The following is a 15,601-nucleotide window of genomic DNA, read 5'->3' on the forward strand; positions in this document are numbered from 1 at the left end:
ACCTAGTTTAGTAAATATAGAGGAGAAAAAGGAGAAAAATGAAAAAAGTATTTTCACTCATGTTGGTGTTGATATCCATCTTCGGATTAGCTGCATGTCAACCCAAGGAAGAAGAATTAGAAGAGGTTTCATTGACAGTATGGGCATCTGAATTAGACCAAACATTGATGCAAACCATGATCGAAAGTTTTAAAGAAGCGTATAAAGATGAAGCCATCTTTACCATTACTTTAGGTGCAGTTTCTGAAGCTACTGCAAAAGACCAAGTATTGACTGACATTGAAGCTGCTGCAGACGTATTCGCATTCGCAGATGATCAAATCAATGAACTCTATGTTGCTGGCGCGCTTCAAGAAGTACAAGAAAACACCGCTGCAATCATCGCTGCCAATGGTGGTGCAGAAGCCGGTGCCATTAAAGCAGCAACCAAAAATGGTAAACTTTATGCTTATCCAATGACTGCTGATAATGGTTATTTCCTATTTTATGACAAATCTGTTTATACAGAAAATGACGTTAAAACTTTGGATGGTATTTTAGCCAAAGCACAAAGTGATGGTTCTAAATTTACCATGCAAATCAACAATGGTTGGTATTTGTATTCATTCTTTGCAGGTGCTGGGTTACAACTAACCTATAACGGTACTGTAAATAGTGCCAATTGGAATAACGCGACTGGTGTTAAAGTCACTGAATCCATCATTCGCATGGCTTCTCACCCTGGATACATCAACTTAAATGATGCTGGATTCGTTTCTGGTATCAAGGATGGCTCCGTTTCTGCAGGTGTTAATGGGGTATGGAATGCCACTGAAGCACAAAATAAATGGGGTGCAAACTACGCAGCTACCAAATTACCTACTTACACACTTGATGGTCAACAAGTACAAATGAGTTCATTTGCAGGTTATAAATTAATGGGTGTTAACGCCCTTACATTACAACCTTATTGGGCAATGAAATTAGCTGAATGGTTCACCAATGAAGACAATCAAATCTTACGTTTCCAAGAACGTGGACTTGGGCCTTCTAATGTCAATGCTGCAAATTCTACTGAAGTGAAAGCTTCTCCAGCCATTTCCGCATTAGCTCAACAAGGTGCCTTCGCAACCGTTCAAAATGTCGGTGGTAATTATTGGTCACCAACCGAAACTTTCGGAAATATGATCGTTAACGCCGAATTAACCCTTCAAGGCAACATCCAAGATGCACTCGATATCATGGTTCAAGGTATTGTGGCACAACCGATTGGATAATCGTTATAAACACTATGGAATAGGAATGCACTTAGGTGCATTCCTTCACCCTTTACACGAGGTCAACTATGCACATCATTCAAAACATGAATCGGTCTCTTCTAAAAAAACTTAATCGCTTTTGGTTAAATATAAAACGTTTTGGCTCTAAAATACATCAAGGATGGCAATCTTTGAGTCATGACTTTAAAACCGGTGATATTTATGTAAAACTATCCTTACTGTTCTTGAGTATAGGTTTTTTTAGAAGACATCAGATTATTAAAGGCATTTTATTTTCAATCATTCAAATCGGGTTTATTTTGTTTATGATCTTTACAGGTATCCCAAATTTATCACGATACAATACCTTGGGTACCATTCAATTTGAATCCGTATATAACCCAATAACGAGACGAAATGAAGTCAATAATTACGATCATTCTTTCAAAATTCTATTGTATGGCCTCATCAGCATCATCGTGATTATCGTTTATGTGTATATCCATTTAAAAAACATCCATACACAAAGAAAACTACAATGGTGTGAAGCTGAAGGTCAGCACATCAACACCTTTAAAGAGGATTTAATTCAACTCAAAGATGATCGTTTCCACATCACTTTGTTGACTTTGCCAGTATCCGGTATTGTATTCTTCACAATCATTCCGTTGTTATTCATGATCTTGGTTGCATTCACCAATTATGACCAATTGCATATGCCACCAACCAAACTATTCAGTTGGGTTGGGTTTAGAAACTTTGAAATATTATTAACCACAGGTTCAAACACAGTAACATTTGGTTATGCGTTTAGAAAAGTTCTGACTTGGACATTGACATGGGCATTTTTCGCTACCTTTTTAAACTATATTGGTGGTATCATTCTGGCATTACTCATCAATAGCAAATATACCAAATGGCCTAAATTATGGCGAACCATATTTGTCATCACGATTGCTGTACCTCAGTTTGTGTCATTGTTACTGGTTAGACATTTCTTTGCTGACCAAGGTATCATGAATACCCTCCTAAGTTCAAACATCCCATTTTTATCTGACTACACCTGGATTGACTGGATTCGTCAACTCGGATTAATTGGTGCGAATCGTGAGTTCGTGCCATTCCTAACAGACCCTGTATGGTCAAAAGTGATGTTGATTTTAATCAACTGCTGGATTGGTTTCCCATACGTCATGCTCATCACAACTGGTGTATTGATGAACATACCAAAGGATTTGTATGAGTCTGCTGAAATTGATGGTGCCAATAAATTCCAACTATTCGCTAAGATTACGATGCCTTATATGTTGTTTGTTACCGCACCGTATTTGATTACGAATTTTGTCCACAATCTCAATAATTTTAATGTCATTTACCTCTTAACATCGACACGGGTCACATCCAACCAATTACTAGCAAATGCGAATGCATCAGATACCGACTTGTTGGTCACTTGGTTATTTAAGTTGACACAAGACTACTACAACTACAAAATGGCCTCAGTCATCGGCATTATGATGTTCCTATTGTCAGCGATATTTACGTTACTCGCATTTAACTATACCATTAAATCCAATAAGGAGGACCGCTTCCAATGAGCCGAACACCCGATCAAATCAAACGTGCTGCTAAATCTAAAAAGCGTATAAAAACCATCCTTCATAATGGTTTATTGGCTGTGCTATCATTTTTTTGGTTAATTCCTATTTTCTGGTTGATTGCTTCCGCATTCAATACTGATCGCGGGGTCAACATTCGACAATTTTTTCCTATGAATTGGACACTGGATAATTTCTATCAATTGTTTTTTCAAACCGATAGTGTTGCTAACTTCCCTAGATGGTTCTTAAATACATTAACTGTGGCAGTATTCGCCTGCATCATCTCAAGTTTGTTCGTATTAATGGTTTCTTATACGATGAGCCGTTTGAGATTCAATATGCGAAAACCACTCATGAATATCGGTGTTATATTGGGATTATTCCCTGGTGTACTCTCAATGATTGCCATTTATTTCATCTTAAAATCATTGGGATTAACAGACAGTTTATTGGCCCTCATCATCGTCTATTCTGCCAGTTCAGGTTTGGGTTATTTGGTTGCGAAAGGTTTTTTTGACACCATCCCTAAATCCCTCGATGAAGCTGCAAGGATTGATGGTGCTACACAATGGGACGTGTTTTGGCGAATCATCATACCACTGTCGAGACCAATCATTGTTTATACTGTCTTATTAGCGTTCTTAGCCCCATGGGTTGACTTCGTTTTCGCCAATATTATTATGACTTCTCGTGACACCAATAAGTTCACAGTTGCGATCGGACTTTATAACATGTTAGACCGAAATTTGGTCAATAATTATTTTTCATTATTCACTGCAGGTGCAGTGGTCGTATCCATTCCTATATCGGTGCTCTTCATTTTCATGCAAAAATTTTATGTCGAAGGTGTCACAGGTGGGTCTGTGAAAGGTTAAGCACTGAACATCAGTGCTTTATCTTTGTATCTATAGTATAATTTGAATAGAAGGTGACTTTTATGGAACTTAAACAAACATTTAATGACGTATATCAACAACATCCAGAACGACTCTACTATTCGCCAGGTAGGGTCAACATCATTGGCGAACACATCGATTATAATGGCGGATTGGTATTTCCTGCTGCCATATCGATTGGCACTTATGCTGCAATTTCAAATAGAACCGACCAAATGATCCGGTTCTATTCATCCAATTTTAAAGATCAAGGCATCGTCACAGTATCGTTATCGGATTTATCTTATCAAGAAACCCATGGTTGGGTGAATTATGCGAAAGGTATCATCCAAACATTGATAAAGCGTGGTTATCAGATCGAACACGGTTTAGATGTCTTGATTGAAGGTAATCTCCCGCCAGCTTCAGGGTTATCATCCAGTGCGTCCTTAGAAGTGTTGATTGGTTATGTATTTTCAGATGTATTTAACCTCAATTTAACGCGCGAAAACATCGCTTTAATTGGTCAAGAAGTCGAAAACCACTATATGGGTTTACATTGTGGGATTATGGACCAACTGATCATTGCGAAAGGGATTGAAGGGAAAGCCCTCATCATGAATACCCATACCCTTGAAACCCATGCTGTAAACGCAACCTTTAAGGGCTATACCTGGGTCATTATGAATACCAACTACAAACGTAAAAATACCGATTCCAAATACAATGAACGCGTGAAAGAATGTCAAACTGTTTTGAATCAAATTCAAACGATTCAACCCGTTAAAACCTTATGTGAAATCACACCAGATCAATTGGACTCATTGAAATCATGGATTAAAGATGACGTTTTACTCAAGCGATTTAAACACGTCGTGACTGAACAAGCACGCGTGATTGAGGCAGAAAAACGTATGGCCAACAATGACGCTATTGGCTTTGCTGCGCTATTGAATGCGTCTCATGCATCGCTAAAAGATGACTATGAAGTCACTGGTTTACACTTAGATGTCTTGGTCGAAGGTGCGCTAAAAGCAGGTGCCATTGGTGCCCGTGTTACAGGCGCTGGTTTTGGTGGCTGTGCCATCGCACTTGTCCCAAATGATATCATGGGTTCATTTGAATCTTTGGTTTCACAAATCTATACAGATAAAACCGAACTCGTGCCTACTTTTTATGATGTCATATTTACGGATGGGGTGAAACGCATTGAATAAATTCATCACACTTGAAAACGAACACCTAAAGACAGTCATTTCGACGCTAGGTGCTGGTATTTATCAAATTTATTTAAAATCGAATCAAGAAATTCCTGTGTTAGTCACCAATACGAATCCAGATGATTACTTAACGAGTACCAATTATTACGGTAAATCGATTGGTCGCATCTCAGGTCGTTTGTTTGGCCCAAATTATCAGCTAAATCAACATGTATACGATGTGGAGTGTAATCCCAATAGTCCTTTTATGTTACATGGCGGTAAAGATGGGTTATGGATTAAAACATTCGATGTGGTATCACAAAAATCGGATGAGGTTATTTTAGCCTATGTTGATCCTGAAACCAATACATTTCCAGGAGAACTATCTGTTCGCGTATGGTATCGTTTGGTCAATAAAACGGTGCATATTGAATATCAAGCTCAAGGGACAAAAGATACATTATGTAACTTAACCAACCATGTGTATTTCAATTTAAACATTGACGGTGGTGATATTTTAGACCACCATTTGATGTTGAATGCACGAAAATACAATGTCTTAGATGACCAATATCGATTCATTAAGCAAGCAAATGTCGCTCAAACACCTTTTGATTTTATACAACCAAAACCGCTCAGGAACGGCGTTTTAGCTTTGTTAGATACCGCTCAAAAAGGGCTTGATCACTGTTTCATCACCAACAGTAATCACGTTGGCAGTTTATTCGATCCCAAGACCCAAAGACGATTGAATGTCTACAGCAACTACCCTAGTGTGGTCATTTATACCCATAATTTCATATCTAAAAAACCACTGAATACCTCGGTACCTCAAGGGGTTCATTCAAGTATCACATTCGAATGTCAGTATGAACCTGATGGCATTCATCATCCTATATTGAATTCAGCGATTTTAAAGAAAAATGAACCATACCATCATTTTATTGATTTTGAGTTCGAATTTTAGGAGGCTATATGAATCCACTATTCGCGTTAGTTACTTACGGTTTGAAACACCAATGGATTGTCGATCCCAATCCATCCTTACATAAACTATTACAACTCTATAATCTACCACTTAGTCCATTCAAAATGGTGGATGAACCCATCGATTTGGTCATGGAAAAGCTCTTGGATTTAGGGTTTGATTTGGGCTTATTTGAACCCAATACCTTGAATGAACGGGATGCTTTTGAAGCGTATTTATTTGATTTTGTGATGCCATCTCCAAGTGAAACCAAAATGACGTTCTTACGCCTTTATCAACAAAATCGACGTAAGGCATTTGATTATTTATATCACTTATCCATGGATGTGAATTACATTAAAACCAAACGTATCGCTCAAAATGTGTCCTTTCATTATCCATCCATCTATGGGACAATCGATTTGACCATCAATCTATCCAAACCTGAAAAAGATCCAAAAGATATTGCGAAAGCTTTGGAACAAAAGGATGTACCAAAAACAGGTCCGAAATGTCTCATTTGCAAAGAAAACGAACACAATTATGACAATGCAAGAATGAATTTGCGAATCATTCCAATCACGTTATACAAACGTTTATGGCATTTTCAATATTCGCCTTATGCCTATTATAACGAGCATTGTATCATTTTAAGTGATGACCATACACCAATGAAAATGTGTGAAGAAACATTCCACTATTTGCTGGATTTCATCGATTATAACCCAGATTATTTCATTGGTTCAAATGCAGATATCCCGATTGTGGGTGGCTCGATCCTCGATCATGACCATTTTCAAGGGGGAAAACACCATTTCCCAATTGAATCCGCTAAAATCATTAAATCCTATCAAATCCAAGATTTAACCCTCTCACACATTTATTGGCCCTTATCCACCATTAGATTGACCAGTCAAAATAGGGACACTTTATTAAAGGTATCCAAACGTATACTTAACCAATGGCGTACCTACGATCATGAAGCACTCGATATCATTTCAAAATCTTATGGTTTACATAATACAATTACACCCATTGCGAGAAAAGTAAATGATGCTTATCAAATCGATATCATTCTACGAAATAATCGTGTGAATGAGGTGTATCCTGAAGGCATTTTCCACCCACACCGTGATGTCCAACACATCAAAAAAGAAAACATCGGTCTAATCGAGGCCATGGGGTTGGCCATTCTACCTGGTCGTCTCAAAACGGAACTTGCTAAAGGGTTAGATTTCATATTACATGGTACTATTTACCCTGAATTAGCCATTCATCAACCTTGGTTGAATGCATTAAAACAATCCAACCAAGTTCACAACATGGCAGATCTTGAAGCTGCGGTTGGTGATAAATTCAAAACGGTATTAGAGCATGCAGGTGTTTTTAAACTGAACGATTCAGGTATCCAAGCCATGGATGAATTCATCCAAAGTTGTATCCGATAACCGAGCAATCCTCGGTTATTTTTTTTCAATATTATGTAAACCTGTGTTATAATTATTACAGGTGATGTTATGAAAGGCTTATACGTCCATATCCCATTTTGTGAGCACATATGTTTTTATTGTGATTTCGCTAAACGGGTGGCGAAAAACCGTGAAATGATCGATGAATATTTGGTCCATCTCAAAAAAGAGTTTGACCAAATCCCCCTAATTGATCGACAATTTGATACCGTCTATATCGGTGGTGGTACACCTTCGATGTTAGATATCAAGCAGTTAACCTATTTACTAGAATTATTTAAGGACCTTAAACCTTTAGAGTATACGATTGAAGTGAATCCAGAATCATATACCCATGACAAAGGGATGTTATTTAAACAGTATGGCATTAACCGCGTTAGTTTAGGGGTCCAATCCTTTGAACCAGAAATCTTAACCTATATTGGAAGAAAACACCACAATACTCAAGTGTTCTATGCCATCGAAGATTTAAATGACATCGGCATTGACAACATCAGTATTGATTTAATCTTCGCAATTCCAGGTCAAACCATGGCTTCGATTCAACACGATTTAGACATCGTATCCACGTTAGCCATCAAACACATCAGTTACTATTCTCTCATTTTAGAAGAGAAAACCGTATTTTATCACCAATACTTAAAGAAGCAGTTTCGAAAAGCCGATATCGATTTAGAAGCCGATATGTATGAATACATCATCGACCGCTTAAATGCGTTGGGATTTAAACAATATGAAATATCGAATTTCACAAAAGGTAACCACGCTTCTAAACACAACCAACTTTATTGGTCGATGGATCCTTACGTTGGCATCGGCGCAGGCGCACATGGATTTGATGGTAAACTCAGAACTCAAAATCATCGCAATCTCCCTGATTACTATGAAAAACCTTTAGCCTCTGCTTATCATGAAACTGACCAACAATATTTATCCGATACCCTCATCTTCGGATTAAGACGATTGGAAGGCATTCGAATCGATGACATTGAAACACGATTTGGGTTCAAATTATTCGAAAAATACCCAAAATTGATTCAGTTGCAAGCCCTGGGTTTAATTGAAATTGTGGATCAACACCTTCGATTAACTCGAAAGGGTTTATTGTTAGGCAATCAAGTGTTTGAGGTGTTTATATGAAATACTTAATCAATGAATACCAATACTATCTGAAACGTGAAAAAGGGTTAAGTCAAAACACCATAACGGCTTACCTAAGAGATTTAGAACAATATCGGACCTACTTAGAAAAATCCTATGAAATCACTAAAATCCAAAAGATAGAACGAAAACACATCGAAACATTTTTAAAAAGTTTGCACAAAAAAAATTTATCTTCAAAATCGCTATCGAGAAAGCTAACCGCAATCAAAGGATTTCATCAGTTTTTATTGATTGAAAATGAATTAGATACGAATGTCGCTTATGATATAGAGTCACCTAAGGTTGAAAAAACGTTACCGCAAGTTCTATCGGTTCAAGAGGTCATTAAAATCATTGAAGCCGTCAAAGGGACCGATCCGCTATCAATCCGTAATCAAGCTTTATTGGAACTAATCTATGGTTCTGGGTTACGTGTATCTGAATTACTGGATTTGAAAATCGCAGATATCCATCTACTTGAAGGTTATGTTCGTGTCCTCGGTAAAGGCAATAAAGAACGCGAAGTTCCCCTAGGGGACATGTCTGTTCAAGCCTTAAGACTTTATTTGACAAAATCCAGAAATCAACTTACAATGAATAGCATAGATTACTTATTTTTAAATCAAGATGGGAAACGACTTTCCCGTCAAGGTTTCTTTAAAATCTTGAGGAAGATTGCGAAAGTAGCTGGGATTGATCGTGATGTTTCACCTCATACCTTGCGTCATTCGTTCGCAACCCACTTATTAGAAGCCGGTGTGGATTTACGCACCTTACAAGAATTATTGGGTCATGAAGACATTCAAACCACCCAAATCTATACACACATCAGTCAAAAACATTTAAAGGATGTCTATTTAAATACACATCCGAGAGCGAAGGAGAAAAACAATGTATAAACGCGTATTTTTAATCGTCATGGACAGCTTGGGATGTGGCGAAGCCCCAGATGCTAAAGACTACAACGACCTTGGTTCAAATACCATCGGTCATATCGCTGAAAAAATGAACTTGCATATCCCTAATATGCAAAAATTAGGTTATGGCAACATCATACCGATCAAAGGTGTGCCTGCTGCACAAGCCCCTCTTGCAAGCTATACCAAGATTCAAGAAGCTTCAACGGGTAAAGATACCATGACAGGTCACTGGGAAATGATGGGCCTCTATATCACCGAACCATTCCAAACATTTACCGATACTGGCTTTCCTAAGGCATTACTCGATGAATTGACCAAACAAACCGGTAGAGAAATCATTGGTAATGTGGCTGCATCAGGCACAGAAATCATCGCTGATCTGGGTGAAGAACACATGCGTACTGGTGCACTGATCGTCTATACATCGGCAGACTCCGTATTACAAATAGCGATGCATGAAGACATTATTCCTATTGAGGAACAATATCGTATTTGTGAAATCGCTCGTGAAATCACGATGAAAGAGGAATGGAAAGTGGCACGTGTCATTGCCCGTCCTTTTGTTGGAACCAATAAAAATGATTTCAAACGTACACCGAACCGTCATGATTACGCTGTAAAACCATTTGGCAAAACCACATTGAATTTCATGGATGAACATGGATTGGATGTCATTGCTTTAGGTAAAATCAACGATATATTTGTTGGTGAAGGAATCAATCACTATGAACGTACCCTATCTAATGAAGATGGTATGGATAAAATCATTAAGATTGCAAAAAATCACCCATTTAAAGGATTATGTTTCTTAAATTTAGTTGATTTTGACGCCTTATATGGCCATCGTAGAGACCCGATTGGCTATGGTAAAGCCATTGAATCCTTTGATAAGGACCTACCAAAACTCATGGAATATCTTAATGAAGATGATTTACTAATGATCACTGCTGACCATGGTAACGACCCAATTCATCATGGTACAGACCATACCCGTGAATATGTACCGCTATTGGTTTATGCCAAAGGTAAACCTGGTAAAGCATTGCCACTAATGAAGACATTTGCGGATATTGCGGCTACCATCTCAGACAACTTTAAAGTGGAAAAAACCGAAAATGGTCAATCGTTTTTGGATTTAATATAAGGAGGGCATTATGTTAGAATGGTTACAATCTTTAACCCCTGAAGACATCATTGTCTTCTCCGGGATTCTTGTTTTATTTGTGACATCGATCATCACACTCGTTCGTTTGTCACGTATCGCGAACCGTGTAGGTGAACAAGAATTCTATATTCAAGAAACATTATTGGAGATGGATGGCGAACAATACATCAATTTAACCATCATTAATAAAGCTTTCTCTACCAATCATATCAACGTGGTCGGTGTGGAATTACGTAATATTTCACATCCGCTCGAAGAAAAATTGGTTATGATTGCCCCTAGAAGCAAATACCAAGTTCGCTTCAATTTGGCTGAAATCAAGAAATTCGTGTTCGCGAATCGTAAAAAATACCGTAAATTTAGAATTTATGTTGAGAATGAAATTGGCTTAAGAAAGTCCATTAAACCGAAAATCAACAACCGTTTTATGAAACACCAATACAAACTATTGAAACGTCAAGAACGCATCGAAGCGAAACGCATTCGTTTCGAATCTGGGCAATACAATTTCATGGAACGTACGGGATTAATCGTTGGTTTGGTATTTAGACCGTTCATTAAATTACGCCGTCACATGGTGTTATCGACGAATAAAACGTTAAGAGAATCTGAAATTCGTCGACAACAAAAGAAAGAACATGACGCCATCAAATATAAACTTGATCAAGATGAATTTGAACTCAATGAGATTCGTATTCGTGAAGAATCCATTAAGGAAAATCGCACCAGAGAACTTGAACTTGAACGCTTAAAGAAAGAAAAAGAACTCGAAATCGAACGTATCAAAGAAGCCACATTAAAACGTGAATTCGAAGAAAATAAAGCGAAGATTGAAGCGATTGTGCCTGAAGAAGTTGCGCAACAAGAACTGGAACTCGAACGTCAAAATAAGAAACCAGAAGAGAAAAAACGCCCACGTAAAGCGAAAGTTGCTGAAGAAAAAGTGGAAGATGAAGCCGAAGTATCTGAACAAGCTTCTGTTTTACCAGTCGAATCAGCTCCACTGGCATCGGAAGTGCCAGTCGTCGAAGAAAATGAACCTGTTAAGGTTAAAAAACCGAGATCACGCAAGTCAAAGACTGATGTCGTTGAGCCAGTGATAGAGACAAAAGAAGCCTCTGTTGAACCCTTAGGCACCATTCCACTTCAAGAAGAGGATAAATAATCAAACCATACACAGATAATGTCCTTATCTGTGTTTTTTTTCATTAATATGGCTATTTTTTGATCAGTTAAGATAGTAAAATCTAAATTAATTTCATTCAAATGTTAGTAAATGTGTTATACTAAAAACAAATATCGATACGAAAGAAGGCATGTCTATGCATCGTCACCATTCATCTAGAGCGTATTTGAGAGATCTTCTTGAACTAGACTTCTATACGAGATTAATCATTCTAGCCATTACGTTTATGTTATCAGTGGTATTTGGTATTTATAATTTTGTTATTGGGAAGCGAGATGTATTCACTTGGATGTCCATTTCGTTGACAATCGGGACAGCCATCGCCATCATATTAATTGTCGTCTTTAGAAAAATAAAAAATGAGCGACAAAAACAACAATATTTTCGTTCAACCTGTTTCAAAATCTATCAAAAACCGTACCAAAAGGAGTACCATTTACCGAATTATATCGATCAAATCAGTGCTTTTGAAAGCATCTACAACAAGTTTAAATGTCCATTATACTTCGATGTTGTGCTTGAAAATCAATCATTCGATCATAGCGATATATCCATTGATTTGATTTTATTCCATAACTCAGGTATATACGCCATTCAAGTTTTATCCTTTGATGGCCCCATAAAAGGTGACATTACCGAACGTACTTGGACACCTTACTTCTATTTAGGTCTCAAAAAAACACTTAAAGTGGATCAAGATTTATATCATCACTGGATTAAAAGTAATCACTTATCCAATCCAATCATGCAAACCGATTTATATGTAAAAAATATTCAAAAATATTTACCCACATATCCAATTAAAGGCATAACTATTCTAAAAGAAACCATGATCGATGAAACTTTTGACGCCATGAATGAACGTCTTTTCTCACTAAAAGATTTCATCTCATACGTTCAAAATCAACCAAGTATCTATACAGAAAGCGATCTTAAAAACGCTCAAAACAAGTTAGAAAAAAACATCATTAAATACTAAAAAAAGAGTTCAATTGTGAGTTGAACTCTTTTTCTTTGGTTAAATTAGATTTCGATGATACGTAGGGTATTGGTTGAACCATGTTGTTGTGCCCAACCAGAGGTGATGATGATCTTATCGCCTTTTTGGAAGCCAAATTCTTTAGCCACATCGATAGCGACACGGTCATATGAACCCATGTCTGTAAAGTCTCTACGATAAGCAGAGAATACGCCCCAATAATAAGTCAATTGGTTGCAAGTAGCGCGGTTATTGGATACTGCGATCACTGGTACAGAAGGTCTAAATTTGCATAGACGTTTAGGTGTACCACCGGTTTCAGTAAACGCGATGATCACTTTAACTTCAGGTAATGTGAGCGCACTTAAACTAACAGAGATACCAATCGCATCGTTTACTGTGGATTGTGAGGTTTGAATCGCTTTTTGTAGCTTTTCATAATAAGGAATGTTGTCTTCAATGGCTTTTGCAATGGTATCCATGGTCAATACTGATTCCACTGGGTATTCACCAGCAGCGGATTCACCGGATAGCATGATTGCATCAGATCCATCCAAAATGGCATTCGCAACGTCAGAAGCTTCAGCGCGTGTCGGACGTGGGTTGCTCATCATAGATTCTAACATGTGTGTAGCGGTAATCACTGGTTTGCCTTTAGCATTGGCAACAGAAATGATTTTCTTTTGATATAGTGGTACTAAAGCGGTTGAAACTTCAACCCCTAAGTCACCTCTAGCAACCATGACACCATCACAAACTTCAAGGATGCTTTCGAGTTCATCGACGCCTTCTTGAGATTCGATTTTCGCAATGATTTCAATTCTTGGTGCATTGAATTCTTTGAGGATTTCTTTGATTTCTAATACATCGTCTTTACGTCTAACGAATGATAACGCGATCATATCGACAGCCATTTCAGCACAGAACTTCATGTCCTCTTTGTCTTTTTTAGATACAAAAGGCATTGACAATTTAACGTTAGGTACGTTCACACCTTTTTTGGTTTTAATAACGCCGTTGTTAAAAATCTCGCAGGTTAATACTTCATTGTTAGCTTCGATGATATTGAGACGCATCTTACCATCGTCAATGAGTAAGAAATCGCCCACTTTAATGTCATCAAATAATTCTCTACAATCGATATGGAAGGCTTCTTTGGTACCAACGATTTGTTCTTTATGGACTTTTACAATGTCACCCTTTTTAAAGGATGCGAAACCATTTTCGAATACACCAGTACGAATTTCTGGTCCTTTGGTGTCAGCTAAAATACCGACAAAACGGCCCATTCTCGCAGCGACACGGCGAATGGTTTCAATGCGGTTTTTATGTTCTTCATGTGAACCATGGGAGAAGTTTAAACGTGCAACGTTCATCCCTGCTTCAATCATTTTTTCAATCATTACTTCATTTTCACTGGATGGTCCAATGGTACAAACAATCTTGGTTTTACGTTTCATAAAATGCCTCCTAAATTCGATTTTTCGTAGGATCAATTCTGTTATGAATATCCTGATTAAACATCCATAAGTATTTTACCACATATTTCATAAAAAGGTAGATAAAAGGACAAGTTTTTCATATTTTCACAATTCCTTTCAAAAATCACAATAAACCCCATAATGGCGAGATAACGATGTAAAATCTAGAAAGCGCTTTACTTAATTTATTCATAATAAAAAGCCTAGGGTCGCTAGGCTTTCAAGTTAAAATTCAAAGTATTTTTCAACCTTTGTATTGGCTTGACTGAGGGCTAACATGAGCTTTAATCGTGCTTTTTGACTCGATAAATCACCAGCAAATAAGACGCCTAATTGTTTCAAATGATAGCCTCCGCCTTCATATCCATACGTGTCACGCACGCGTCCTTTAGGACAACGTGAAGTAATAACAACCTTAATCCCTTGGTCAAGTGCACGCTTAATTGCTGGTACCATGGTTGGTGGGACATTCCCTCGACCAAATCCCTCTAAAACAATGCCCTGAACTTTTTTTGAATCAACGAAGAAGTCAATAAGATCACCATTTTGACCAGTTACGACTTTAACAATTTCAACTTGAGCCGTCAATTGAGAAGGTGTTAAGTGATATTTTTTCTTTGCGGAATCACGATAATATGTGACATCCTGTTCGTCGACAATCCCAAGTGGACCAAACTCCATAGATTTAAATGTATCTAAAGCGAGGGTATGTGTTTTCGTAACTTCAATGGCTGAATTGATTTCATCATTCAAAACCACAAGACACCCACGATTGTATGAGTTATCACTGGATGCAACCAATATGGCTGACAATAAATTACTAAACCCATCATAACCCAGTTCAGAGAAATTTCGCATAGATCCTGTAACGACAACAGGCTTTTTGGTCTGGACATATAAATCCAAGAAATAAGCTGTTTCCTCTAGTGTGTCTGTTCCATGAGTAACCACAGCACCAACAAATTCATCACTAGATAAGTAGCTATCAATCAGCTGACCAATTTGTAACATATCGGTTGGTGTGATGGATGGAGAAGGCTTCATAGAAAATAAATGCGGAACCAATGTAAAATTATGAAAACGCTTTCCTATTTTACTGATTAAATCAGATTCATTATTCGATATGACAGACTTAGATGTTTGATCATCATTGGTCATGGAAATCGTTCCACCGGTAAAGACAATTAGTATTTTTTTCATAGTCATCAACTCCGAATTCATTTTACCATGAAGCCATGAAATTTGCATTTAAAAAAGATGGTCTTGAAAGAGAATTTTTTCGAGATTAAAAGTGAAGCTTAAACGATATACCCAAAAATGGTAAAATACACCCATCACATTTTGAGAAGGCCGAAATTTAAGGCAAATGAGTTTT

The 15,601-nt window shown here is 37.5% G+C and carries 13 protein-coding genes; 11 read left to right on the forward strand and 2 right to left on the reverse strand.

Features of this window, described 5'->3' with window-relative positions; all coding sequences use genetic code 11:
• The first annotated feature begins 38 nt into the window (after positions 1 to 38).
• From N7548_RS05165 to N7548_RS05215, 11 genes are all read left to right on the forward strand, one after another.
• Positions 39 to 1,256, forward strand: a complete 1,218-nt coding sequence (locus N7548_RS05165; RefSeq protein WP_263608398.1) for an extracellular solute-binding protein — start codon at positions 39 to 41, stop codon at positions 1,254 to 1,256.
• A gap of 173 nt (positions 1,257 to 1,429) precedes the next feature.
• Positions 1,430 to 2,836, forward strand: coding sequence for a carbohydrate ABC transporter permease (locus N7548_RS05170; RefSeq protein WP_263608399.1), 1,407 nt, complete (start codon positions 1,430 to 1,432; stop codon positions 2,834 to 2,836).
• Positions 2,833 to 3,714: a sugar ABC transporter permease gene (locus tag N7548_RS05175; protein ID WP_263608400.1), complete on the forward strand. Its 882-nt coding sequence runs from the start codon at positions 2,833 to 2,835 to the stop codon at positions 3,712 to 3,714. The genes N7548_RS05170 and N7548_RS05175 overlap by 4 nt, the downstream gene beginning before the upstream one ends.
• 62 nt (positions 3,715 to 3,776) lie before the next feature.
• The gene (locus N7548_RS05180) at positions 3,777 to 4,931 is read left to right on the forward strand and encodes a galactokinase (RefSeq protein WP_263608402.1); all 1,155 of its coding nucleotides are present in this window, start codon (positions 3,777 to 3,779) and stop codon (positions 4,929 to 4,931) included.
• On the forward strand, positions 4,924 to 5,883 hold the full coding sequence (locus tag N7548_RS05185; RefSeq protein ID WP_263608404.1) for an aldose epimerase family protein: 960 nt from the start codon (positions 4,924 to 4,926) through the stop codon (positions 5,881 to 5,883). Before N7548_RS05180 ends, N7548_RS05185 begins: the two co-directional genes overlap by 8 nt.
• 8 nt (positions 5,884 to 5,891) lie before the next feature.
• Complete coding sequence (locus N7548_RS05190; RefSeq protein ID WP_263608406.1) at positions 5,892 to 7,331, forward strand: UDP-glucose--hexose-1-phosphate uridylyltransferase; 1,440 nt, start codon at positions 5,892 to 5,894, stop codon at positions 7,329 to 7,331.
• Positions 7,332 to 7,400: 69 nt separating this feature from the next.
• Positions 7,401 to 8,492 carry a radical SAM family heme chaperone HemW gene (gene hemW, locus N7548_RS05195; protein WP_263608407.1) on the forward strand — a complete coding sequence of 364 codons (1,092 nt, stop codon included), beginning with the start codon at positions 7,401 to 7,403 and terminating at the stop codon, positions 8,490 to 8,492.
• On the forward strand, positions 8,489 to 9,394 hold the full coding sequence (xerD, locus tag N7548_RS05200) for a site-specific tyrosine recombinase XerD (protein WP_263608409.1): 906 nt from the start codon (positions 8,489 to 8,491) through the stop codon (positions 9,392 to 9,394). The genes hemW and xerD overlap by 4 nt, the downstream gene beginning before the upstream one ends.
• Positions 9,387 to 10,559 carry a phosphopentomutase gene (locus N7548_RS05205; RefSeq protein WP_263608410.1) on the forward strand — a complete coding sequence of 391 codons (1,173 nt, stop codon included), beginning with the start codon at positions 9,387 to 9,389 and terminating at the stop codon, positions 10,557 to 10,559. The genes xerD and N7548_RS05205 overlap by 8 nt, the downstream gene beginning before the upstream one ends.
• Before the next feature lie 10 nt (positions 10,560 to 10,569).
• Positions 10,570 to 11,745: a cell envelope integrity TolA family protein gene (locus N7548_RS05210; protein WP_263608411.1), complete on the forward strand. Its 1,176-nt coding sequence runs from the start codon at positions 10,570 to 10,572 to the stop codon at positions 11,743 to 11,745.
• A 157-nt stretch (positions 11,746 to 11,902) separates the two neighbouring features.
• A complete protein-coding gene (locus N7548_RS05215) occupies positions 11,903 to 12,745 on the forward strand; it encodes a nuclease-related domain-containing protein (RefSeq protein WP_263608412.1) in 843 nt (280 codons plus the stop codon).
• Positions 12,746 to 12,789: 44 nt separating this feature from the next.
• Here the strand turns inward: N7548_RS05215 and pyk are convergent, their stop codons facing one another.
• Together pyk and N7548_RS05225 are read right to left on the reverse strand one after the other, a co-directional pair.
• Complete coding sequence (gene pyk, locus N7548_RS05220) at positions 12,790 to 14,205, reverse strand: pyruvate kinase (protein ID WP_263608413.1); 1,416 nt, start codon at positions 14,203 to 14,205, stop codon at positions 12,790 to 12,792.
• Between the two features lie 246 nt (positions 14,206 to 14,451).
• The gene (locus N7548_RS05225; protein ID WP_263608414.1) at positions 14,452 to 15,426 is read right to left on the reverse strand and encodes an asparaginase; all 975 of its coding nucleotides are present in this window, start codon (positions 15,424 to 15,426) and stop codon (positions 14,452 to 14,454) included.
• Positions 15,427 to 15,601: the final 175 nt, after the last annotated feature.

The sequence above is a fragment of the Paracholeplasma manati genome (genome assembly GCF_025742995.1).
In the GTDB taxonomy this organism is placed as follows: Bacteria; Bacillota_I; Bacilli_A; order Acholeplasmatales; family UBA5453; genus Paracholeplasma; species Paracholeplasma manati.